We start from the raw sequence: 22,657 nt of genomic DNA on the forward strand, positions 1-22,657 counted from the left end.
CACTGACACTTCCCGGGAGCTCAGCTTATGGGGCTGTTGACTAATCTACTGGTATTTCTCGCCACTGTTGCGGGAATGGAAGCCTTCGCCTGGTGGGCGCACAAATATGTGATGCACGGCTGGGGCTGGGGTTGGCATAAATCGCATCACGAGCCGCGTAGCGGCTGGTTCGAGAAGAATGATTTGTACGCGGTGGTCTTCGCCGGGGTGGCCATCGTACTGATTGCTCTGGGTACCGCAGGCCACCCTCCGCTGGAGTGGATTGGCGCCGGGATGACGGCCTACGGCATGCTTTACTTCCTGGCCCACGACGGTTTGGTTCACCGCCGCTGGCCATTTCGCTATGTACCGCGCAGCGGCTACCTGAAACGCCTCTATCAGGCGCATCTGATGCACCACGCCGTTCAGGGTCGGGAGGGCTGTGTATCCTTCGGTTTTCTGATCGCACCACCGGTTCCCACGCTGCGGCGTCAGTTGCGGGAATTGCACCATGGGCGCCTCGCTCGTAACGACGAGGCTACCGGGGACGGCGAAAAAGAGCCGGGCGCGGCGTAGGTTCACGCCGGCGCGCAGCCCAGACCTGCCAGCCGCCTCGCGCTACAAGTCGCAGCTTATCCGCCCGGCTGGTGAAGGTTCGACTGTCCCAGGCCTGCTCTCCCCGTTCGACCACCTTGACTCCGATCTCGCGGTAAACCCCATGGGCGGTGGCAACGGCCCAGGCGGATCTTGGCGGCAGCGCGGGCAGTCCCTGTAGGGCTGAAACGTAATATGGCTCGGCCATCTCCACCAGACGTTTCGCCATCACCGCCACGGCTGGACGATGGCGACGCTGGCCCAGCTCGTGCGGGGAAATCCTGAACTCCTCAAGCCAGTCCGCCGGCAGGTAACAGCGTCCGATCGCCGCATCCTCGATGATGTCGCGGGCGATGTTGGTCAACTGGAAGGCAATACCCAGATCACTGGCGCGGTCCAGTGTCGGCTCATCCCGCGCACCCATAATGATCGCCATCATCACGCCTACCACACCCGCGACGTGGTAGCAGTATTCCAGTGTGTCCTCGATGCGCAGGTAGCGCCGCTCTTCGACGTCCATGGCGAAGCCGCGCAGGTGATCCAGTGCGTGCCGCTGCGGGATAGCGTGCTTGATGGCTACCGCCTGAAAGGCGGCGAAGGCCGGATCGTTCATCTGCTCTCCGCAATAGGCCCGCCGGGTAGCGTCCTCCAGCTCGGCCAGACGTTCCTGCGCAGTGCTCGCCGCGCCGGCCTGCTCCATTCCCAGCCGCTGACCGTCGATCACATCATCGCAATGGCGACACCAAGCGTAGAGCAGCACGGCGCTGCGCCGGGTGTCCGGCTCGAACAGACGCGATGCGGCGGAAAAACTCTTGGACCCAGCGCGAATGGTGCGGGTCGCGTGGTCGGCCAGGGCGTCCATCAGTTGTCCTCCAGCATCAGCCCGGCCGTCGCCTTGGCCGAGCCGACAACGCCGGGTACGCCGGCGCCCGGATGCGTGCCCGCACCGACCAGATACAGATTGCGAATCTCCGAATCCCGATTGTGCGGGCGGAACCATGCGCTCTGGGTGAGGATCGGTTCCAGCGAGAACGCCGACCCCAGGTGCGAGTTGAGCTCATCGCGAAAATCAAAAGGGGTGAAATGCCGGCAGGTGACCAGATTCGCCCGCAGATCCTTGATGTAGTGCTGTTCGAGATAGTCGAGGATGCGGTCCCGATAGCGCGGCCCTTCAACCTCCCAGTCGATTGGCGCATTACCGAGATGAGGCACAGGCGCCAGTACGTAATGAGCACTGCCACCAGGCGGCGCCAGCGAGGGGTCGGTCACGCAGGGGGCGTGCAGGTAGAGGGAAAAGTCGCCGGCCAGGGTTTCGCTCTTGAAAATCTCGTCGATCAGCTCGCGATAGCGCGGGCCGAAACAGACGGTATGGTGCTGAAGATTTTCCGGCACTTTGCTCAGCCCGAAATAGATTACAAATAGCGACATACTGAAGCGCTTTCGCTTGAGCGCATGGGCGTTCCTGGGGCCGCGTGGATGGCCCCGCAGCAGACGATCGTAGGTATGCACGACGTCTGCATTGGACGCCAGTGCGTCCAGCTCAATGCGACGGCCATCCTGCACTCTCACCGCCCTGACCAGGTTATCGCGCACCTCAATGTCGGCAACCTCGGCATTCAACTCGAGCTTGCCGCCCAGATCTTCCAGCAGTCGCACCATGCCGCTGATCAGCGCGCCGGTGCCGCCCCGTGGAAACCACACCCCCCATTCCCGTTCCAGAGCGTGGATCAGGGTATAGATCGACGAGGTGGCGAAGGGGTTGCCGCCCACCAGCAGTGAATGGAACGAGAACGCCTGGCGCAGATGCGAGTCCTTGATGAAGTGCGACACCATGCTGTAGACACTGCGCCAGGCCTGCAGCCGTGCAAGTTGCGGTGCGGCGCTCACCATGTCCCTGAACGACAGAAAAGGTACTGCGCCCAGCTTGAGGTAGCCCTCCCGGAACACGTCTTTTGAGTACGCCAGAAAACGGCGATAGCCCTCCACATCCTCCGGACTGCGCTCGCCAATCTGGCGATCCAGCTCAGCCTGATCATTGGCATAGTCGAAGGGCGGTGCATCTTCCCAGCAAAGCCGGTAGAACGGCGCCACCGGAAGCAGCTCAACGTAGTCTTCCATGCGCTTGCCTGCCAGCGTGAAAAGCTCTTCGAGGGCCGAGGGGTCGGTAATCACGGTCGGCCCTGCGTCGAAGATGAAGCCCTTATCCTCATAAACATAGGCGCGACCACCCGGCTTGTCGCGCTTTTCAAGCACCATGGTCTGGTAACCGCCCGCTTGCAGACGAATAGCCAGCGCCAACCCGCCAAAGCCGGCACCGATGACCACAGCGCGCTTGTCAGCCTTCATGCTCGATTCCTTATCTGCTGTGGGGTAACGGCGATCGCCGCTCTGGCAGCGGCCAGCACCGGGACTGGCGGTTTCCCGGTCAGGATGCGCATTTTGTCCGGCGCACTGAGCCGGCCTGCGTAAAAACGCTGTATGAGATCCGCGGGCAGCCCGTAAAAGCGTTGCATCACCTGCCAGCGTTGTTCCGGCTTGCCGGCCAGGAACAGCATGCGATTGAGCAGGCGGAAGAACCCCTGACGGCGCCACTCCTGCTCGGCCTGACTCCGGATACAGCTAAATAACGACCCGGCATCCAGCTCTGACGCATCGCAGATCATTTCCGCCAGACGCACCGCATGCGGTAGCGAATAGCCGGTGGTGGCGTGGAAGAGCCCCGCGCGCAGCCCGCTACGGGGCTGGCCCTCTGCGGCCTGCCAGAACTGTGAAAAGTTGCCTGCCAGGGTGATCGGCAGAACGCCCTGCTCCTCGCGCAGCACCTGCGCGACGGACCAGCCCTGAGCGCTGGCGTAGGCAGCGATGTGTTCGCGCAGTAGCCCGTCGTTCACCACTGGCGCATCGATGTAATGGGTATCCTCGATGAGCAGACGATCCGGAGCAAAGGGCAGCACGTAGACGAAACGGTAGCCCTGCCCCTGGCTCACTGTGGCATCCATGAGAATCGGCCGCGTCAGACCATGGGGCTTCGTCAGGCGCAGCTCCTGGCCTACGAACGCCTGGTAACCCAGAGCAAGATGCGGGCTGCGCTCGACGCCCCGCCCATCGATAACGGCCTGCGCCTCGATGCGCTCGCCGCTTTCAAGCTCTACCCAGGTCGGGCCCAGCGACCGGACCGCGGTGGACGTGCGCAAACAGTCGCCCAGATCGACGGAAACGACCTCGGCGAAGCGTTCGGAGAAGATGCTGCAATAAGGACTTTCGAGCTGTCGTTGCAGGGTCGGGAAACGTACCTCGTAGCCGTCCCAGCGGGCACCGATCAGCCGATCGAGCCACTCCAGCTGCGCGGACGTCAGGTCCGAGGCCTGGAACGACCAGGTGTGGTTGCCGCCGGGCACCGCACCGGCCTCGAGCAACAGCACCCTCAATTCAGGGCGCAGCTGCCTGAGCCGCCAGGCAATCAGCCCATTAGCCAGCCCGGCTCCGACCAGGATCAGATCCCAGGCGGCACTCACGCAGCGTTCACCGCGAGCACAGGACGGCCGCTGCGCAATGCCTGTTCAACAATATCAGCCGCGGCGCGGGTGCCACCGGCGACGAGTGCCTGCTCGCGAAGCCGCTCCAGCCCGGCTGAAAACTCGCTGCCCTGCAGTAGCCGCTCCAGTCCTTTGCGCAGCGTGCCGGGCCCGGCGAAACGAGGCGACGCCTTCAGACCGATGCCGGCATGCTCGACGCGAGCAGCCACGCCGGCCTGATCGAAGGCAATGGGCGTGACCAGCATGGGGGTGCGGCTGGCAATGGCATCCATAACCGTGTTCAGGCCGCCGTGGGTGATCACCGCGCTAGCCTGCTCGAGTACTGCCTGCTGCGGCGCGAAATCGGTGACCCAGGTCGCGCCGGCACGCCGTAGCTGATCTTCCTGTCCTGCATCCAGGCCGCCGCAATGGGCCAGCAGCAATTGCACATCGAGCCCGGCGCAGGCCCGGGCGATCCGCTTGAACAGGCCGAAACGGTGACCCAGGAGGGTTCCCAGCGAGGCGAAGACCAGCGGCCTATCGGGGTCTGGCTGGATAATCAGCGGCCGACTGACCTCCTCGACCGAGCGCAGCGGGCCCACATGGTGAAAGTGGTCCGGGAGGGCCCGACGAGGGAAGTCGAAACCGGGCAGAGTCTGGCTGATCTGCGCACTGGGCGAGAGGCACTCGTGGAGACCCTCGCGGGGCGACAGCCCGAAACGCTGCGCATGCCGGGCCACCGTCTGCCGGTGAGCACCCATCAGCCAGTCGTAGACGCGGGTACTGCCCTGATAGATCTGCCGTGCCCGCTCGCTGTCCTCGTAGGCCATCGGCATGACCGGTAGCGGCACCCCGGCTTCGCGGTTCACCGGGAGGGCGCAGGCAAGCGATACGAAGGGCCGACCGCAGCCCTCGGCGACCAGCCCGCCGGCGGCTTCCATCTGATCGCAGAGCAGCGCATCAAGCCCCAGCGCCTCGAGCTGGGCTGGCAATTCGCGGCAGAGCATATCGGTGGTCCGCGCCATATCGCCGATGAGCCGGCGCAGTCCCAGCACCCCGCCTGGGTTGGCCGCGCAGCGCAGCGTCGCGGCGAGACTGCCCGGCGGATGTGTGTCGCATCCGAGGGTATGAAAACCGATCCGCCCATCGTCGAGCCAGGCCGCAGTATCTGCCTGATGGAAAAAAGTGACGCGATGACCCCGCTCGATCAGCTCGATGGCGAGCGCCTGGAATACCTTGAAATGACTCGGGAAAGGCGGCGCCACGACCCCGAAGTGGCTCACGTCCAGGGCTCCAGCAAGGTGCCGTCACGGTAGATCGGTGCCTGCCTGAGCGCCTCCAGATTCTCACTGCCAGTACAGAAACAGGCGATCCGCAGCTGCCGGATGAGTATCTGGAAGTGGGCGACCACCGCCTCGGTCGACTGGGTCGCGCCGTGCAGGACTGCGGCCGCCTGCCCTACCAGATCGGCACCGAGACGAATTGCCTTCGCGGCATCGACGCCATCACGTATGCCGCCCGAAGCGATCAGTATGCTCCGCGGCAGCGCCCGGCGCGCTCCAAGAATGGCGTACGGTGTGGGGATTCCCCAGCTGGTGAAGGCATGTGCAACGCGACGGTCGGCTTCGTTGGCCGCCCGTTCGCTCTCGACCGCGGCCCAGCTGGTCCCGCCCGCGCCGGCGATATCGATGACGGCGACGCCGGCATCCGCCAGGCTCGCGGCGACACTTGCCGAAATACCTGCGCCGACTTCCTTGACGACCACCGGGACGTCTAGCTCGCGAACCAGGCGCCTCAGGCTGGCCAGCACGCCCACCCAGTTGCGGTCACCTCCGCCCTGTACGGCCTCCTGCAACGGATTCAGGTGCACGATGAGCGCATCCGCATCGATCATCTGCACCGCACGCTGGGCCCAGCCGATGCCCTGTGGCTCGGCCAGTTGCGCCGCACCGATGTTGGAAAGGAGCGGTACGCTCGGTGCCCTGGCTCGCAACTCGCGGGTCAGGCCATGGTCCACGCCGGTCTGGACGGCCACACGCTGGGAGCCGATCGCCAGCGCGATACCCAGGTGTTCGGCTGCCTCGGCAAGATGCAGATTGATGCCCTTCGCGCGCTTCGCCCCGCCGGTCATGGAACTGATCAGCACCGGGGCGCGCAGTGTCCGGCCGAGAAACGTTTGGCTAAGGTCGATGGCGTCCAGGTCGAGTTCGGGGAGTGCGCAGTGTTCGAGGCGAAAGGCGCTGAAAGAATTATCCATCGGCGAAATGGCGCGGCCGGGATCCAGCACGATATCCAGATGATCGTTCTTGCGGTCAACCAGCTCTCCATGGGCCATGGACACTCCTTCACCGAGGGATTTTTTTTCGGGCGCAGGTGTCATTGCATTGCAAGGAAACTTCTCCACCTCCTGATGTGGGCTAACTTTGCAAACAAGTGCGAACGTCAATTCTGAACAGTTTTTTCAGCTACAGTTCAGCCGTCAAGTGACCGTGATCGAGGGACCGCCGACTGGAGCAGCGTGCTTATGGATTCGTTATCAGTGGCAGCAGAGGAAAGTGGCCTGCAAGACCTGCATTCGATCAGAGAGGCGGTTGATCGCCGCCTTGGCGAGTGGCTGCCAGCGGACCCGACTGGCGGGGATCAGGTAGCCAACGCAATGCGCGGCAGTGTCTTGCCTGCGGGCAAGCGTGTACGTCCCCTGTTGCTGGTGCTGGCCGCGCAGGGGCTGGGTTCCAGCTCACCCTCGCTAATCGACCTGGGTTGCGCGGTGGAGATGGTCCACGCCAGCTCACTGATCATCGACGATATGCCCTGCATGGACGATGCTCAATTGCGCCGGGGGCGGCCGACCATCCATCGGGAGTATGGTGAGGACGTGGCCGTGCTGGCTGCAATCGCCCTGCTGACCAAGGCATTCAGTCTGGTTTCTTCATTACCGGATGTTTCTGCGGCCCTGCGCGCTCAGCTGGTTACCGAACTGGCCAATGCAGTGGGTATGCAGGGGCTGGTGCACGGGCAGTACAAGGACCTGCGCGAAGGAGCCACCCAGCGGTCCGCGGAGGACATTGCCACCACCAATGACCTGAAGACCGGCGTGCTCTTCGCTGCAACCCTGAACATGGCTGCATTGGTAGCCGGCGCTACCGAGCCACAGCAGCGGACCCTGGCAGACTTCGCTCAGGAGCTGGGCCAGGCGTTTCAGCTGCTGGACGATCTGCGCGATGGCGCGCCCGACACCGGAAAAGACCCGCTTAAGGATGAAGGCAAGTCCACCCTGGTGGCGCTCCTCGGCCCGGATGCGGCGCGCAAACAGCTGCTCCGCCATATCGCTCAGGCGGATGCAAGTCTGGCGGCCATATACGGACCCAACCAGACCATAAGCCGTTTCATGCACAAACTCTTCGATCAGGCGCTGGCGCCGCACTGACGCGCAACATCAGACAGAGCCTTCACGCAGCCGCCGCTCAGATCTTCGTGGGGACAGCCGTCAGGTCAGTAACGCAGCCCCAGCGAGCGAAAAACGAACCCCAGCAACCAGATCGGGCCAATCAGGAGGAACTGTATGTCCTTGAAAAAAGACGGCTTGCGCCCTTCGATGTGATGTCCGATGAACTGGCCGATCCAGGCCACCACAAAAATCGCCAGTGACGGGACCAACACATTGGTCATCAGGCTCAGCACCAGCAGCATCAGCATGCTTACCAGCAACATGGTTACCGCGATGCGCCATGACAGCGCCACGTAGAACGCCAGAGCGAGCGCCACAGCAAGCATCGCGACCGCCGGATGAATTGCCCAGAAGATACCCAGCACGCTGAAGGTTATGAGCGGCACGCAGATCCAGTGCAGCATCTTGTTGACCGGATCGACATGGCTTTCACCGTATTCATCGAACCACTGGTTGATCGCTTTCATTCGACAATGTCCCATCAAGGATTGTTATTGTTTTTTGCTCGGGGCGAACGTTTACCGGGACCAGCAGCAACTGGCGCAGTGAACGAAACGCTTTAACCACTTTAGCCCGGCCGCTGGCTGCCGCAACCGGGTGCTTGATGATAAGCTTGAGCCATGAATATACCTACTCCTTCCCGCCCTGTAGTGCTGTGCCTTTCCGGTCATGATCCGTCCGGTGGGGCTGGTCTGCAGGCAGATATAGAAGCACTGATTGCACAGGGTTGTCACGCTGCGCCAACTGTCACCGCTCTGACCGTCCAGGACACCCTGGATGTCAGCGACTTTCGCGTGCTGGATCGCGAATGGGTCCTGGCCCAGGCCAACAAGGTGATCGCCGACATGCCGATCTCGGCGGTAAAGCTCGGCATGCTTGGCTCCGTTGAAATGGTGGATACCGTGCTGGAGCTGATGCAACAGCTTGAACACGCGCCTCTGGTATGTGACCCGGTGTTACGCGCCGGGGGCGGCGGTTCGCTGGGCAAGGACGATGTCGGATACGCCATGCGTGAGCGCCTATTGCCAGCCGCCCGTATCGCCACGCCGAATCTGCCAGAAGCACGCATCCTCGCGGAACTGCCCGAGGGCGACGCTGATGCCTGTGCCGACAAGCTGCTGCCCTACTGCCAGAACCTGTTGATCACCGGAGGCCACGGCGACGAAAGGGAGGTCCACAACCGGCTCTACTGCCGTGACGGACAACAGCACACCTTTGTTTGCCAACGCCTGCCTGGTAGCTACCACGGCTCCGGCTGTACGCTGGCCAGCACGCTGGCTGGCCGGCTGGCCCTGGGCGAAGAGCTGGTCAGCGCGGTCAGGACCGCACTTGATTACACCTGGCGTACCCTGCGCGACGCCGAGCAGCCCGGCCACGGGCAGTATGTGCCACGCCGATTGCCCCTGGACTTCTGTTCATGAGCCAGACCCTGCGCGGTCTGTACGCCATTACTGGCAATGCCTTGTTGCCTGGCGACCGGCTGTTGCCCTGGGTGGATGCTGCCCTGGCAGGCGGCGCGCGTCTGCTGCAATATCGTGACAAGACTGCCGATTCGGCGCGCCGGCTGGACGAGGCGACACAACTCAGGGCGCTGTGCGCCTATTACGGTGCTCATCTGATAATCAATGATGACCTGGCCCTGGCCGCCGAGCTCGGCGTCGGACTGCATCTCGGCCGCGATGACGGCTCCCTGCGTGAGGCGCGCCAGCAACTTGGCCCCAACGTGATTATTGGCGCCACCTGCCATGCCAGCCAGGCATTTGCCGAGCAAGCCGCAGCGGCCGGCGCGAGCTATCTCGCCTTTGGCCGTTTTTTCCAGTCAGTCACCAAGCCCGGCGCACCGGCTGCGACCCCGGTGCTACTGGAAGAGGTACGTCGCCGCTTCGCCCTGCCGCTGGTAGCCATCGGCGGCGTTACCCTGCATAACGCGCCGCAGCTCATCGGTGCCGGCGCCGACATGATCGCCGTGGTCAACGGTTTGTTCGCCGCTGACTCACCGGCTGAGGTCGAACGCCGGGCCCGCGGTTTCACCGAATTGTTTCCACCCCTTTAAGAGAAAAAGCCATGTCCCGCTCCGAAGTACTTTTTTCCAACGCTCAGAAACACATTCCAGGCGGCGTCAATTCCCCGGTCCGCGCGTTCAAGAGCGTGGGCGGTACGCCACTGTTCATCAAGCATGCCGAGGGCGCCTACATCATCGATGAGGATGACAAACGCTACATCGATTATGTGGGTTCCTGGGGTCCGATGATTCTGGGCCACAGCCATCCCGATGTACTGGATGCGGTACGCCGTCAACTCGACCATGGCCTGTCCTATGGCGCGCCGACCGAGATGGAAACGCAAATGGCCGACCTGGTGTGCTCGCTCGTGCCTTCAATGGACCTGGTGCGCATGGTCAGTTCCGGCACTGAAGCCACCATGAGCGCCATTCGTCTGGCCCGCGGTTATACCGGTCGCGACAGCATCATCAAGTTCGAGGGCTGTTATCACGGTCACTCTGACAGTCTGCTGGTCAAGGCAGGTTCCGGCGCCTTGACCCAGGGCGTGCCCAGCTCCGCCGGGGTGCCTGCCGATTTCGCCAAGCACACCCTGACGTTGCCCTACAACGACATTGCCCAGGTCGAGAAGATGCTCTCGGAAGTCGGCAACGACGTGGCCTGCATCATCGTCGAGCCGGTGGCCGGCAACATGAATTGCGTGCCGCCAGCGCCAGGCTTTCTGCAGGGTCTTCGGAGTCTGTGTGACCAGCACGGCGTGGTGCTGATTTTCGACGAAGTCATGACCGGCTTCCGCGTCGCCCTCGGCGGCGCCCAGGCGTATTACGGCGTCACGCCGGACCTGACCACCTTCGGTAAGATCATCGGCGGCGGCATGCCAGTGGGGTGCTTTGGCGGCAAGCGCGAAATCATGGAGGTGATTGCACCCTTGGGTCCGGTCTATCAGGCAGGCACGCTTTCCGGTAACCCGCTGGCCATGGCGGCCGGCCTGGCCACTCTGAAGCTGATTCAGCGTCCCGGCTTTCATGACGAGTTGACCGATTACACCAGTCGTATGCTGACCGGCCTCCAGGAGCGGGCCGATGCAGCCGGTATACCGTTCATCACCACCCAGGCGGGGGGCATGTTCGGCCTTTACTTCTCGGGCGCAGATAACATCGTCACCTTCGAGGATGTCATGGCCAGCGATGCGGAACGCTTCAAACGCTTCTTCCACGTGCTGCTGGAGAACGGCGTCTATCTGGCACCAAGTGCCTTCGAAGCCGGTTTCGCCTCGATCGCCCACGGCGACACCGAGCTGCAGCTGACCCTTGATGCCGCCGAGAAAGCTTTCGCCGCCCTATGACGCTATTCGTGTACGTTGCGCTGACGATCAGCCTGCTCGGGATGAGTGCCTGGCTGTGGTTGCATCGCCAGCCGCTGCATCTACCGGCTCGCGGGGCATTAACCGCAGGCCTCGTCGGACTGTTGCTGGCTGCCGCCGCCGCCCTGTTGTTGGTGCTGACCGAACTGGGCATGAATCAGGATGGCCTGGTGCACGCCCAGCGCATGCTGGGCCTCGCCGCTCAGCATCTGTCGCTGCCGCTCTTGGGGATGGCCTGCCTGTTCCTGGCGTTGGGGCTACACTGGAAGCCGATGACCTGGGGCCAAATCATCCTCGGTCTGATGGCTTTTTTTGAACTGGCCAGGCGCATGCAGCTGGAGCAGCAGTATCACTGGCTGGTTAATCTGGTCGGCGTGGCTGCCCTGTTGTTTACTGCGCTATTGAATGTTCGTCGCCATCGGCTGGCTGCAGCGCTCGGCGTAATCGCCGCCGGCTTTTTACTGGCGCCAGGATTGCTGGGCAATGAAATGCCTCTGGAAGCGCTATTCAGAACGAGCCAGCAAGCCAGCTGGCTGATTCCCGGATTTGTCGCCCTGGGTCTGGCGCTGGGCCTGCTCAGCACCCAATCACAGAGCCTGAACATTCAGATGACGAGCGATTGATGAAATACCCAGTGATGACGTCAATGCGGGCCTTAGTGCTTAGCCTTGCTTTCAGCCCTCTGCTCGTCAATGCGCAAAGCGGGAACCCGTTGCTGATAAGCGCCGAGGATCGCTGCGCGCTGAACCGGGTGGACGATGAAAGCCTGGAGCTGGCACTGGATAACTGCCGGGCCGCTGCCGACGAAGGCGACATGCAGGCGCAATTCGAGATGGGCGACCTGTACTATCAGGGCGAGCGGATCGAACGGGATCTGGACACCGCACTCGAGTGGTTCGAAGAAGCGTCCGTACAGGGCCACCCTGCTGCCCAGTATCGGCTGGGCTTGATGCACTACCAGGGAGAAGGCGTCGAGCGGAACCTGCCGCAGGCTTACATCATCCTCAAGATGGCAGCGATCAATGGCCAGGATGAAGCGATGGATGCCAGCGACAAGATTGCCACGGAGATGAACCGGGAAGAAATCGAGATGGCGACGCAGGTCCTCGGCACCCTGTTTCGCAATTACCTGAACCAGCTACGCAAGGAAGAGTATGACCGTTTCTTTAATGGCAACGATTCAGCGCAACCCGGCGTACCGGTGATGCCGCAGGAATGACCCAGGCCGGTCAGCTCCGCCCAAGGGCTGACCGCCCCCGGTTCTACTGCCCCGAGCCCGGCGGCGACGGAAAATTCATCACATTGCCAACGTGGCCCTTGGCTTCACTGATCTTAGCCTGACCGACGCTTTCGACCTCATCGATGCGCACGATCGCGTGCGCGGGGATGAAGCTGCGATTGACGCCATCGAACTGATTCTTGAGTTTCTCTTCACCCGGGTCGACGAGCACCTGGGAACGCTCACCGAACACCAGCTCCTCGATTTCCAGGAAGCCCCACAGCTCGCTCTGGAAGATATGCCGGGCATAAAGCTCGTATACCTGCCCCTGATTGTGAAAGATCACACGAAAAATAGGTTCTTTATCTTTGCTCATGGAGTGATTCAGAGTTGCTCTTGTGAATGCGGTGTATAACCGGAAAACAGGAAGGTGAATCTGGCATGCCGCGCCCATCAAAGTGCCGACAGACCTTGTAACAGGGCGCGGATCATACCACAGCGCAGGGCGTAACAAAGGCCCGGTCATCTGTGTATAATCGCGCCTTTCCCACGATACCCTCAGCAGATCTCCCATGGCCAAGAAACTCTATATCCAGACCCACGGTTGCCAGATGAACGAGTATGACAGCTCGCGAATGGTTGACCTGCTCGGCGATGGTCAGGCAATGGAACTGACCGACCGTCCGGACAACGCCGATGTCATTTTGCTCAACACCTGCTCTATTCGCGAGAAAGCGCAGGAGAAGGTGTTTTCCGAACTCGGCCGCTGGCGTCCGCTGAAGGACAAGAATCCCGGATTGATAATTGGTGTTGGCGGTTGCGTTGCCAGCCAGGAAGGCGCGGCGATACGCGACCGCGCGCCCTATGTCGATGTGGTTTTCGGCCCGCAGACGCTGCATCGCCTGCCGGAAATGATCGACGCCGCACGGACCACGCGCAAGCCGCAGGTCGATGTGTCCTTCCCCGAGATTGAAAAGTTTGATCGCTTGCCTGAGCCGCAGGTGGACGGACCGACCGCGTTTGTCTCGGTCATGGAAGGATGCAGCAAGTACTGCAGCTTCTGCGTTGTGCCTTATACCCGTGGCGAGGAAGTCAGCCGCCCCTTCGATGATGTGCTGGCCGAAGCGATACACCTCGCCGAGAACGGCGTGCGTGAAATCACCCTGCTCGGGCAGAACGTCAATGGCTATCGTGGCGCGACCCATGACGGGCGCGTCGCCGACCTCGCCGAATTGATCCGCGTTATCGCCGCCATCGACGGGATCGACCGCATCCGCTATACGACCTCGCACCCGCTGGAATTCTCCGACAGCCTGATCCAGGCCCACGCGGAAGTCCCTGAGCTGGTGAAATACCTGCATTTGCCTGTGCAGTCGGGCTCGGACCGCGTGCTGGCCGGAATGAAGCGCAACCACACTGCGCTGGAATACAAATCGCGGATCCGCAAGCTCAAAGCGGCGGTGCCGGACATCTTGCTCAGCTCCGACTTTATCGTGGGCTTCCCCGGTGAAACGGAAAAGGATTTCGCGCAGACCATGAAACTGATTGATGAGGTAGGGTTCGACTTCTCCTACTCCTTTATCTACAGTTCCCGGCCCGGCACCCCCGCCGCCGATCTGCTCGACGACACCCCTGTGGAAGTGAAAAAACAGCGTCTGAAAGTGCTGCAGGATCGCATCAACCAGCAGGGCTTCGAGAATAGCCGCCGCATGGCCGGGACTACGCAGCGTATTCTGGTCACCGACTACTCCAAAAAGGATCCGGGGATGCTGCAGGGCCGCACCGAACATAACCGGATTGTCAACTTCCGCAGTGACAATCCGCAGCTGATCGGGCAGTTCGTTGATGTACTGATTGACGAAGCACTTCCCCATTCGCTGCGCGGAACTCTCACCGACCGTGTAACTCTTCAGTAAAAGCGCGCAAAACATTTGCCAGGGCACCGATCTTTGCAGTGCCCGCATTGCGCGCTATGCTGTGTTTTCCTGAATCCAAGGGGTACAACAGACCAACTTGAACGTTTCCTCCGAGATCCATCGTTTCGCTATCGAACCCGTTGATTCTCGCCGTTTTGCCAGTCTTTGCGGCCAGTTTGACGAACATCTCCGCCTGATCGAACAACGATTGGGCATCGAAGTGCGCAACCGGGGCAGCCAGTTTGAACTGATTGGCGATCCGGAAATCACCCGCTCCGCCGAAGCCGTGCTGCGCCAGCTCTACCGTGAAACGCGGGACGCAGAGCTGACGCCCGATACCGTTCATCTGTTCCTGCAGGAATCCGGCCTCGAAAATCTCAGTGAAGCCCTGCATACCGATTCGCACAAGCCTGTGGTGCTGCGTACCAAACGCATGACCATCCAGCCACGTGGTCCGAATCAGCAGAGCTATGTGCGCTCGATTCAGGAACACGATATCAACTTCGGGATCGGGCCGGCCGGGACGGGCAAGACCTACCTGGCAGTCGCCTGCGCGGTTGATGCGCTGGAACGCGAACAGATCGGCCGCATCCTGCTGGTTCGTCCAGCCGTCGAAGCCGGCGAAAAACTCGGCTTTCTGCCCGGCGACCTGTCGCAGAAGATCGATCCCTACTTGCGGCCGCTTTACGACGCGCTCTACGAAATGCTCGGTTTCGAGCAGGTCGCCAAGCTGATTGAGCGTCAGGTGATCGAAGTCGCGCCACTGGCCTACATGCGTGGTCGTACGCTGAACAACAGCTTCATTATTCTGGATGAAAGCCAGAACACCACGCTTGAACAGATGAAGATGTTCCTGACCCGTATCGGATTCGGCTCAACCGCAGTCATTACCGGCGACGTCACCCAGGTTGACCTGCCACGCGGCACAAAGTCCGGCCTGTCTCATGTGGCTGAGGTCCTCAAAGACGTCAAGGGTATCGGTTTCACCCATTTCAAATCCAAGGATGTAGTGCGTCACCCGCTGGTGCAACGCATTGTCGAGGCCTATGACCGCTTCGACAGCGAGCAGGAGACACTGCGGGAGAAGTTGAAGCAGGAGCGCAAGGACCGCAGTCATGAACAGTGACGCGATTGAAGTCGACATCCAGCGCGCAACCGAGGCCAGTGGTCAACCTGACGACGAAAGTCTCAGACGCTGGGCCGGGCTAGCCCTGCGAGGCAAACCCGGCCATGAACTCACTATCCGTCTGGTTGATGCCGACGAGAGCCGTGAACTGAATCACGAGTACCGCGGAAAGGACTACGCTACCAACGTATTGTCCTTTCCGTCCGACCTGCCCCCCGAATTGAACATTCCCCTGCTGGGTGATCTGGTGATCTGCGTCCCCGTTGTGCTGCAAGAAGCGGCGGAACAGGGCAAGACCGCCGAGGCCCATTGGGCGCACATGGTTATCCATGGCTGCCTGCACCTGCTCGGCTACGATCATGTTGAAGACACCGAAGCAGAGGAAATGGAGACACTGGAACGCCAGTTACTGGGCGAACTGGGCATTTCCGACCCCTATCTTTCCATCGACGAGTAAGGACCCATGAGCGAAGACCGATCGACCAACGGACACAAGACCTGGCTGGATAAGATAGCCCAGGCTTTTGTCCATGAACCCCAGAATCGCCAGGAACTGCTGGAATTACTGCGCGCAGCACATACCAACGAAGTCCTGGACATTGAGGCCCTGTCGATTATTGAAGGCGCTCTGCAGGTGTCAGATATGCAGGTGCGGGACATCATGATCCCTCGCTCGCAAATGACCACCATCAAGGCCACCCAGAATCCGCGGGAATTTCTGCCTGCGGTGATCGAAGCAGCACACTCCCGCTATCCGGTCATCGGTGAAAGCATTGACGATGTGCTGGGTATCCTGCTCGCCAAGGACCTGCTGCCCCTACTGCTGGAAGGCGACGTCGACCGCTACAACATCAAGGACATCCTGCGTCCCGCCACCTGTGTGCCGGAATCCAAGCGACTCAACGTACTGCTCAAGGAATTCCGCTCCAACCGCAACCACATGGCGATCGTGATCGATGAATACGGCGGCGTTTCCGGATTGGTGACAATCGAGGACGTACTCGAACAGATTGTCGGCGACATCGAGGACGAGCACGACGTTGACGATGACAGCTTCATCAAACCGCTGCCCAGCGGAGACTTCCTGATCAAGGGGCTGACGCCGATCGACGAGTTCAATGAACACTTCGAGACGGAATTCCCTGATGAAGAGTTCGACACCGTAGGCGGTTTGGTCATGAATGCTTTCGGTCATTTACCCAAGCGCAACGAAGTGGTCGAACTGGACGGCTTCCGTGTGCGAGTGCTGAATGCCGATAGCCGCCGCGTCCATCTGCTACGGGTAACCGTCGTCCCTGCCTGAGGCATCTGATCAAGTGATTTCCCGATGCATCGACTGGCTACGTAACCCCGGCTGGCCTGGACATGTAGTTGCGCTGCTTGCCGGCGCGCTGAGCACGCTGTCGCTCAACCCCTTCAACCTGTGGCCGCTGGGCCTTGTTTCGGTAGCCCTTCTCTATCAGGGACTGAAGCAGGTCAGCGGCGGTCAGGCGGTGCTGCGGGGCTGGGCCTGGGGTGTAGGGCTGTTCGCCACCGGGGTTTCCTGGGTCTACGTCAGCATTCACGTGCATGGCTACGCACCGCCAGCGTTGGCTGGCCTGCTCACCGCCCTGTTCGTCTGCGGGCTAGCATTGATTCCGGCACTCATGGCCTGGGTCTGGTCACGCTGGCTGCGGCCGGCTTCCGGAATATGGCTGGCGTGCTTCGGCTTTTCGTTACTATGGATCGCCACCGAAATGTTCCGCGGCTGGTTCCTCACCGGCTTTCCCTGGCTGTATCACGGGTACGCGCATACCGACACATGGCTGGCAGGCTGGGCGCCAGTCGGCGGGGTATGGCTGGTCGGCTTGCTGAGCGTACTGAGCGCCTGCCTGCTCAGTGAAACCAGGCTCTGGGCCAGGCCGCGCCAGGCTATGCTGGGTGGCATCAGTCTGCTGGCGATATGGCTCGGTGGTTGGCTGCTGAATGCGGTGGAGTGGACCTCGCCGGCGGGTAAACCGTTATCCGTTGCGCTGATCCAGGCGGACATCGCCCAATCGCGTAAATGGGATCCTGCACACATTGATCACACCCTCGCCACCTATCGCGACATGAGCTATGCGCAGGGTCCGGTGGATCTGATCGTCTGGCCAGAGACTGCGGTTCCCGTGCTGCAAAGCCAGGCGCTGCCATTCGTACAGGGCATGGCGCGCAATCTGGCTGAACGCGGCACAACGCTGATCACCGGCATCCCGGTCGACCAGGGTCAGGGTGACGAAATGCGCATCTATAACGGCATCAGCGTTGCTGGCGACGAGAGCAATCAATATCTCAAGCACAAACTGGTGCCCTTCGGTGAATACGTGCCGCTGGAGCAATGGCTGCGCGGCGTGATCGCTTTCTTCGACCTGCCCATGTCGAGCTTTTCCCGTGGTCCGGCCAAGCAGGCACCCTTAAGCGCCATGGGCTATGAGCTGGCACCTTTTATCTGCTACGAAGCAGTGTATCCGGATTTTTCCGCTCGCCTTGCCGCACAAAGCCAGTTGCTGATCTCGATCAGTAATGACAGCTGGTTTGGCAGGTCAATCGGGCCGCTGCAACACTTGCAGATGGCGCGCATGCGCTCGATCGAAAGCGGTCGCTGGATGATTCGCGGCACCAACAACGGCGTCACGGCACTGATTGATCACCAGGGTAAGTTGCGCGAGCAGATTCCGCAGTTCGCTGCGCTCGCGTTGAAGGGTGAGGTCCAACCCAGGGAGGGGCAGACTCCCTTCTTGCGCTGGAAGAGCTGGCCCCTGGGAGTATTAATGGTGGGTGGTTTGCTGCTGTGCCTGCTCAGACGTCGAGCGGTCTAGGGTGTGATAGTTGGGTAATGGCTGCTGGCCGGTTTCGAGCGTATCGAGGATCCGCCAAAGCAGCCTTACGTCTTCCTTGCTTAAACCACTGAGTTCCAGTTCGGTGAGACCGGGCGGCTGACCATCCAGCCATTGCCGGGTCCGTGCCATATCCATTGCCTGATCCAGCCTTCTCAATAGACGTCCGTAGGAGGAATCCCGGTTCCAGCAAGAGAGCGGCTCCGGTTCCGGTGTCTTCATCAAATACCTCCTCAACTGTTGACTGATTTCCTGTACGGGTAGCGATGTGCGCCCTCTAACAGAGCATAGACGCAGCAGGAGCAGGTAATAGACGCGGCGACGAATGGCAATGACTACCTGTGACCAGGCCGGTGGTGTATCCTGCCCCATTACTTTTTGTGACATTGACGAGTCGATCAGCCCACACCATGCAAGAACAGTATTCTCCCCGCGATATCGAAGCAGCCGCCCAGGCCGACTGGAATCAGACCAATGCGTTCCAGGTCAGCGAAACGCCCGGCCAGGAGACATTCTATTGTCTGTCCATGTTTCCCTACCCCAGCGGCAAGCTGCACATGGGACACGTACGCAACTACACCATCGGTGATGTGATCGCACGCTATCAGCGCATGCAGGGCAAGAACGTGCTGCAGCCGATGGGCTGGGATGCCTTCGGCATGCCCGCCGAAAACGCCGCCATGAACAACAAAGTGGCCCCGGCGAGCTGGACCTATTCCAACATCGATTACATGCGGACCCAGTTGCAGAGTCTCGGGCTGGCGGTGGACTGGTCGCGGGAATTCGCCACCTGCACACCGGAGTATTACCGCTGGGAGCAATGGCTGTTCACGCGCTTGTTCAAACGGGGCGTGATCTATCGCAAGAACGGCATAGTGAACTGGGATCCGGTTGACCAGACTGTCCTGGCCAATGAGCAGGTGATTGACGGCAAGGGCTGGCGCAGTGGCGCGGTGATCGAAAAGCGCGAGATCCCGATGTACTACTTCCGCATCACCGATTATGCAGAAGAGCTGCTTACTTCACTGGACGATCTGCCAGGCTGGCCTGAACAGGTCAAGACCATGCAGCGCAACTGGATCGGCAAGTCTGTCGGCATGGAAGTGCAGTTTCCCTACGACGTTGACAGCATCGGTGGAGAGGGCCGGCTGAAGGTCTTCACCACCCGTCCCGACACATTGATGGGCGCAACCTATGTTGCGGTGGCGGCAGAGCATCCACTCGCCACCCAGGCGGGCGTTACCAACCCCAAGCTGCAGGCGTTCATCGATGAGTGCAAACGGGGCGGCGTCGCCGAAGCCGATATCGCCACGCAGGAAAAGAAAGGCCTGCCCACCGGGCTGTTCGTCCGTCATCCGCTGACCGATGAAAAGCTCCCGGTGTGGGTCGCCAACTACGTTCTGATGACCTACGGCGAAGGTGCGGTGATGGCCGTTCCCGCCCACGATGAGCGTGATTTCGCCTTTGCTCTGGAATACGGCCTGCCAATCAAGCCCGTTGTGCGCACTTCCGCTGGAAATGAAACGCCTGCGCCCTGGCAGGATGCGTATGCCGAAAAAGGTACGCTGATCAACTCGGACGAATTCAATGACATGGACTTCGATAGCGCGCTGACCGCTATCGGCGACGTGCTGGAACAGAAACAACTGGGCGCGCCGCGCACCCAGTTCCGCCTGCGTGACTGGGGCATCAGCCGGCAACGCTACTGGGGTTGTCCGATCCCGATCATCCATTGCGATACCTGTGGTGACGTTCCGGTACCCGAAGATCAGCTCCCTGTCGTATTGCCCGAAGACGTCGTGCCCGATGGCGCAGGGTCGCCGCTGGCGCGCATGGCGGAATTCTACGAATGCGAATGCCCGACCTGCGGTAACAAGGCCCGTCGTGAAACCGACACCATGGATACCTTCGTCGAGAGCTCCTGGTACTTTGCGCGCTACGCATCGCCGCACTATCAGGAGGGCCTGGTCGATCCCAAGGCAGCGAACCACTGGTTGCCTGTTGACCAGTATATCGGCGGCATCGAGCATGCCATCCTGCATCTTCTGTATGCGCGATTCTTCCACAAGTTGATGCGTGATGAAGGCCTGCTTGACTCGGATGAACCGTTCAAGAATCTGCTCACACAAGGCATGGTCATTGCCGAAACCTATTACCGTCTGGAAGAGAACGGCGGCAAAACCTGGTTCAACCCGGCGGACGTGACCGTTGAGCGCGACGCCAAGGGCAAGATAATCGCCGCACGCCTGACCAGCGATGGCCAGACAGTGGAAATCGGCGGCGTCGAGAAGATGTCGAAGTCGAAGAACAACGGGGTCGATCCACAGTCGATGATCGAGCAGTATGGCGCCGACACGTGCCGCCTGTTCATGATGTTTGCATCTCCGCCGGATATGAGTCTGGAATGGTCCGATACCGGCGTCGAAGGGGCACATCGCTTTCTACGCCGCGTCTGGCGCCTGGCCAGCCAGCATGCCCAGGGCGAGCGTCCAGCAGCGCTGGACGCCGCCAGCCTCAGCGACGATCAGAAAGCCGTACGCCGCGCCATTCACCTCGCCATCAAGCAGGCGAGCCAGGATATCGGGCAGAATCACAAATTCAACACGGCTATCGCTGCGGTGATGACGCTGATGAACGTGTTGGAAAAAGCACCACAGGCGTCCGGTCAGGACCGGGCCCTGCTACAGGAAGGACTGGAAACCGTCGCCCTGCTGCTGGCCCCGATCACTCCGCACATCAGCCATGGACTTTGGCAAGCATTGGGTCATAGTGATCCGGTCATCAATGCGCCCTGGCCGAAGCTCGACGAATCGGCTCTGGTTCAGGACACCCTGCAGCTGGTCATTCAGGTTAACGGTAAACTGCGCGGGCACCTGGAAGTGGCTGCCCACGCCAGCCGCGAAACCGTCGAAGCAGCCGCGCGCCTGAATGAAAACGTGCTGCGCTTCACCGAGGGGTTGAGTATTCGCAAGGTAATTGTGGTGCCGGGTAAACTCGTCAATATCGTCGCCAATTGAGATGCAACGGAGAGCCAACATGCTGCTGAAACGTCCCCGTCACCTGCTGAGTTGCGCCATGCTGGCGGCCGGCGTGCTGCTTAGCGGCTGTGGCTTTCACTTGCGCGGCACCGACGTCGATAGCGTCACGCTGGAGGAACTCCAGTTCAGCGCTCCCGATGAACACAGCCCGACCTATCGTCAGCTGCTCGCTGCGCTGCAGTCCGATGGCGTGCGCATTACCGATGCGGCGGACTACCACCTGCAGCTGATCAGTGATCGTCATGAACGCGTCGCGCTCAGCTACACCAGCCGGATATCCGCCGCTGAATACGAGATCCGCCAGCACCTGACGTTCCAGATCAATGACTCGGAAGGTCGCCCGCTGATTGGCCCCGAGACCCTGACCGCGCGCCGCGTCTACGTGAATGACCGTGACAACATCGTCGGCACCTCGGAGGAAGAAGACCTGCTGCGCGAGGAAATGCGCCGCGACATGACACGTCAGGTGCTGTTCAGGCTATCCAGCCTGACCGAACGCGATCTGGCTGCGCGTGAGCGGGCGCTGGATCAGCTGACTCCTTGAGCGGTCGATGAAACTCAACGCGACTCAGCTGGGCAGGCAACTCAAGGACGAGTTGGCACCGGTCTTCGTAGTGAGCGGCGATGATCCGCTGCTCACTGGCGAAGCCGCTGATCAGATTCGCCATGCTTGCCGCCAGGCCGGTTCAGAGGAGCGGCTGGTATTTCACGTCGACCGCAGCTTCGATTGGGGTCAGCTGCATGACGCCAGTCACAGCATGTCGCTGTTCGCGCAACAGCGGTTGATCGAGCTACGCATTCCCGGCGGCAAACCCGGGGACGAAGGCGGTAAAGCGCTAATCGCCTGGCTGGACTCCCCTCCCCCGGATACCACGCTGCTGGTCAGCTTGCCGAAACTCGACGGCAGCACCCAGCGCAGCAAGTGGGCCAAAACACTTACTGAACATCCAGCCTCCCGTTTTGTGCAGGTCTGGCCGATCGAGGCGCAGCAGCTGCCGAGCTGGATGCGCGACCGTCTTGCCAGCGCCGGCATTCAGGCCAGTCCAGAGGCCCTGGACCTGTTGTCCGCCCGGGTCGAAGGCAACCTGCTGGCGGCCTCCCAGGAAATAGAGAAGCTCAAACTGTTCTGTAATGGCGGCGTGCTGGATGTGCAGACCGTACAGGAAGCGGTAGCTGACAGCGCCCGTTTCGATGTATTCAATCTGGCGGATGCAATGCTCAAGGGCGAGCCGCAACAGGCGTTGCGCGTGTTGCACGGCCTACGCGGGGAAGGTGTTGAAGCCCCTGTTGTGTTGTGGGCGATTGCGCGGGAACTGCGTAGCCTGGCCAACATGGCGCAGGATCTTGCCCGCGGGCTGCCCATGGAAAGGATCTTTGCCAGCCAGCGCCCGCCCGTCTGGGACAAGCGCAAACCCCTGTTAAGCCGCGCCTTACAGCGGCACCCTGCCCCCGCTTGGGAAAGCTGGCTCAGCATTGCCCAGCAAGCCGATGAGCAGATCAAGGGGCAACACGCTGGCTCGGCATGGGATAGCCTTGCGCGCATCGCCGTTGAGGTCTCCGGGTCGCGATTGAAACTATGACAGGCTCGCCCGCACTGCCGCCTA

The 22,657-nt window shown here is 61.1% G+C and carries 23 protein-coding genes; 15 read left to right on the forward strand and 8 right to left on the reverse strand.

The window, feature by feature from the left end; all coding sequences use genetic code 11:
* The first annotated feature begins 27 nt into the window (after positions 1 to 27).
* Positions 28 to 555: a sterol desaturase family protein gene (locus tag G3M63_RS18550; protein ID WP_150299698.1), complete on the forward strand. Its 528-nt coding sequence runs from the start codon at positions 28 to 30 to the stop codon at positions 553 to 555.
* Here the strand turns inward: G3M63_RS18550 and G3M63_RS18555 are convergent.
* Genes G3M63_RS18555 through fni form a run of 5 tightly spaced genes read right to left on the reverse strand, consistent with a single transcriptional unit; the run spans position 518 to position 6,423 of the window.
* Positions 518 to 1,438 carry a phytoene/squalene synthase family protein gene (locus G3M63_RS18555; RefSeq protein WP_218573706.1) on the reverse strand — a complete coding sequence of 307 codons (921 nt, stop codon included), beginning with the start codon at positions 1,436 to 1,438 and terminating at the stop codon, positions 518 to 520. The two genes, G3M63_RS18550 and G3M63_RS18555, sit on opposite strands and share 38 nt — an antisense overlap.
* Positions 1,435 to 2,919: a phytoene desaturase gene (locus G3M63_RS18560; protein ID WP_163984061.1), complete on the reverse strand. Its 1,485-nt coding sequence runs from the start codon at positions 2,917 to 2,919 to the stop codon at positions 1,435 to 1,437. Before G3M63_RS18560 ends, G3M63_RS18555 begins: the two co-directional genes overlap by 4 nt.
* Positions 2,916 to 4,088 (reverse strand): lycopene beta-cyclase CrtY, encoded by a 1,173-nt coding sequence (gene crtY / locus G3M63_RS18565; RefSeq protein WP_163984062.1) that lies wholly within the window; start codon positions 4,086 to 4,088, stop codon positions 2,916 to 2,918. Before crtY ends, G3M63_RS18560 begins: the two co-directional genes overlap by 4 nt.
* Complete coding sequence (locus tag G3M63_RS18570; RefSeq protein ID WP_163984063.1) at positions 4,085 to 5,371, reverse strand: glycosyltransferase; 1,287 nt, start codon at positions 5,369 to 5,371, stop codon at positions 4,085 to 4,087. The genes crtY and G3M63_RS18570 overlap by 4 nt, the downstream gene beginning before the upstream one ends.
* Positions 5,368 to 6,423, reverse strand: a complete 1,056-nt coding sequence (fni, locus tag G3M63_RS18575) for a type 2 isopentenyl-diphosphate Delta-isomerase (RefSeq protein ID WP_163984064.1) — start codon at positions 6,421 to 6,423, stop codon at positions 5,368 to 5,370. Before fni ends, G3M63_RS18570 begins: the two co-directional genes overlap by 4 nt.
* Positions 6,424 to 6,612: 189 nt before the next feature.
* On the opposite strand from fni, the gene G3M63_RS18580 reads away from it, so the two are divergent.
* Positions 6,613 to 7,515 carry a polyprenyl synthetase family protein gene (locus G3M63_RS18580; protein ID WP_163984065.1) on the forward strand — a complete coding sequence of 301 codons (903 nt, stop codon included), beginning with the start codon at positions 6,613 to 6,615 and terminating at the stop codon, positions 7,513 to 7,515.
* A 65-nt stretch (positions 7,516 to 7,580) separates the two neighbouring features.
* Here the strand turns inward: G3M63_RS18580 and G3M63_RS18585 are convergent, their stop codons facing one another.
* Positions 7,581 to 8,003 carry a DUF962 domain-containing protein gene (locus tag G3M63_RS18585; RefSeq protein WP_150299691.1) on the reverse strand — a complete coding sequence of 141 codons (423 nt, stop codon included), beginning with the start codon at positions 8,001 to 8,003 and terminating at the stop codon, positions 7,581 to 7,583.
* A gap of 153 nt (positions 8,004 to 8,156) precedes the next feature.
* Here G3M63_RS18585 and G3M63_RS18590 point away from each other — a divergent pair, with 153 nt between their 5' ends.
* The 5 genes from G3M63_RS18590 to G3M63_RS18610 are packed head-to-tail and all read left to right on the forward strand — an operon-like array spanning position 8,157 to position 12,118.
* On the forward strand, positions 8,157 to 8,957 hold the full coding sequence (locus tag G3M63_RS18590) for a hydroxymethylpyrimidine/phosphomethylpyrimidine kinase (RefSeq protein ID WP_163984066.1): 801 nt from the start codon (positions 8,157 to 8,159) through the stop codon (positions 8,955 to 8,957).
* A complete protein-coding gene (thiE, locus tag G3M63_RS18595) occupies positions 8,954 to 9,589 on the forward strand; it encodes a thiamine phosphate synthase (protein ID WP_163984067.1) in 636 nt (211 codons plus the stop codon). Before G3M63_RS18590 ends, thiE begins: the two co-directional genes overlap by 4 nt.
* Before the next feature lie 11 nt (positions 9,590 to 9,600).
* A complete protein-coding gene (gene hemL / locus G3M63_RS18600; RefSeq protein WP_163984068.1) occupies positions 9,601 to 10,881 on the forward strand; it encodes a glutamate-1-semialdehyde 2,1-aminomutase in 1,281 nt (426 codons plus the stop codon).
* Positions 10,878 to 11,522, forward strand: coding sequence for a hypothetical protein (locus tag G3M63_RS18605; RefSeq protein ID WP_163984069.1), 645 nt, complete (start codon positions 10,878 to 10,880; stop codon positions 11,520 to 11,522). Before hemL ends, G3M63_RS18605 begins: the two co-directional genes overlap by 4 nt.
* Positions 11,522 to 12,118: a tetratricopeptide repeat protein gene (locus tag G3M63_RS18610; RefSeq protein WP_223824964.1), complete on the forward strand. Its 597-nt coding sequence runs from the start codon at positions 11,522 to 11,524 to the stop codon at positions 12,116 to 12,118. Before G3M63_RS18605 ends, G3M63_RS18610 begins: the two co-directional genes overlap by 1 nt.
* Before the next feature lie 43 nt (positions 12,119 to 12,161).
* Here G3M63_RS18610 and G3M63_RS18615 read toward each other — a convergent pair whose 3' ends face one another.
* A complete protein-coding gene (locus G3M63_RS18615) occupies positions 12,162 to 12,494 on the reverse strand; it encodes a DUF1820 family protein (RefSeq protein ID WP_150299686.1) in 333 nt (110 codons plus the stop codon).
* Between the two features lie 196 nt (positions 12,495 to 12,690).
* Between G3M63_RS18615 and miaB the strand changes: the two genes are divergently transcribed.
* From miaB to lnt, 5 genes are all read left to right on the forward strand, one after another.
* Positions 12,691 to 14,034 (forward strand): tRNA (N6-isopentenyl adenosine(37)-C2)-methylthiotransferase MiaB, encoded by a 1,344-nt coding sequence (gene miaB / locus G3M63_RS18620; protein ID WP_163984070.1) that lies wholly within the window; start codon positions 12,691 to 12,693, stop codon positions 14,032 to 14,034.
* Between the two features lie 97 nt (positions 14,035 to 14,131).
* Positions 14,132 to 15,160 carry a PhoH family protein gene (locus G3M63_RS18625; protein ID WP_163984071.1) on the forward strand — a complete coding sequence of 343 codons (1,029 nt, stop codon included), beginning with the start codon at positions 14,132 to 14,134 and terminating at the stop codon, positions 15,158 to 15,160.
* A complete protein-coding gene (ybeY, locus tag G3M63_RS18630) occupies positions 15,150 to 15,617 on the forward strand; it encodes an rRNA maturation RNase YbeY (RefSeq protein WP_163984072.1) in 468 nt (155 codons plus the stop codon). Before G3M63_RS18625 ends, ybeY begins: the two co-directional genes overlap by 11 nt.
* A gap of 6 nt (positions 15,618 to 15,623) precedes the next feature.
* Entirely contained in the window at positions 15,624 to 16,463 is an 840-nt protein-coding gene (locus G3M63_RS18635) for an HlyC/CorC family transporter (RefSeq protein WP_150299682.1), read from the forward strand.
* A gap of 28 nt (positions 16,464 to 16,491) precedes the next feature.
* Positions 16,492 to 17,997 (forward strand): apolipoprotein N-acyltransferase, encoded by a 1,506-nt coding sequence (lnt, locus tag G3M63_RS18640; RefSeq protein WP_163984336.1) that lies wholly within the window; start codon positions 16,492 to 16,494, stop codon positions 17,995 to 17,997.
* On the opposite strand, the gene G3M63_RS18645 is transcribed toward lnt, so the two are convergent.
* A complete protein-coding gene (locus G3M63_RS18645) occupies positions 17,947 to 18,237 on the reverse strand; it encodes a hypothetical protein (protein WP_150299681.1) in 291 nt (96 codons plus the stop codon). The two genes, lnt and G3M63_RS18645, sit on opposite strands and share 51 nt — an antisense overlap.
* A gap of 188 nt (positions 18,238 to 18,425) precedes the next feature.
* Between G3M63_RS18645 and leuS the strand changes: the two genes are divergently transcribed.
* The 3 genes from leuS to holA are packed head-to-tail and all read left to right on the forward strand — an operon-like array spanning position 18,426 to position 22,633.
* Positions 18,426 to 21,032 carry a leucine--tRNA ligase gene (gene leuS / locus G3M63_RS18650; RefSeq protein ID WP_150299680.1) on the forward strand — a complete coding sequence of 869 codons (2,607 nt, stop codon included), beginning with the start codon at positions 18,426 to 18,428 and terminating at the stop codon, positions 21,030 to 21,032.
* A 19-nt stretch (positions 21,033 to 21,051) separates the two neighbouring features.
* Complete coding sequence (gene lptE / locus G3M63_RS18655; protein WP_163984073.1) at positions 21,052 to 21,597, forward strand: LPS assembly lipoprotein LptE; 546 nt, start codon at positions 21,052 to 21,054, stop codon at positions 21,595 to 21,597.
* Positions 21,598 to 21,604: 7 nt separating this feature from the next.
* Positions 21,605 to 22,633, forward strand: coding sequence for a DNA polymerase III subunit delta (gene holA, locus G3M63_RS18660; RefSeq protein ID WP_150299678.1), 1,029 nt, complete (start codon positions 21,605 to 21,607; stop codon positions 22,631 to 22,633).
* The last annotated feature ends 24 nt before the right edge of the window (positions 22,634 to 22,657 follow it).

The sequence above is a fragment of the Pseudomonas sp. OIL-1 genome (assembly GCF_010669185.1).
In the GTDB taxonomy this organism is placed as follows: Bacteria; Pseudomonadota; Gammaproteobacteria; order Pseudomonadales; family Pseudomonadaceae; genus Halopseudomonas; species Halopseudomonas profundi.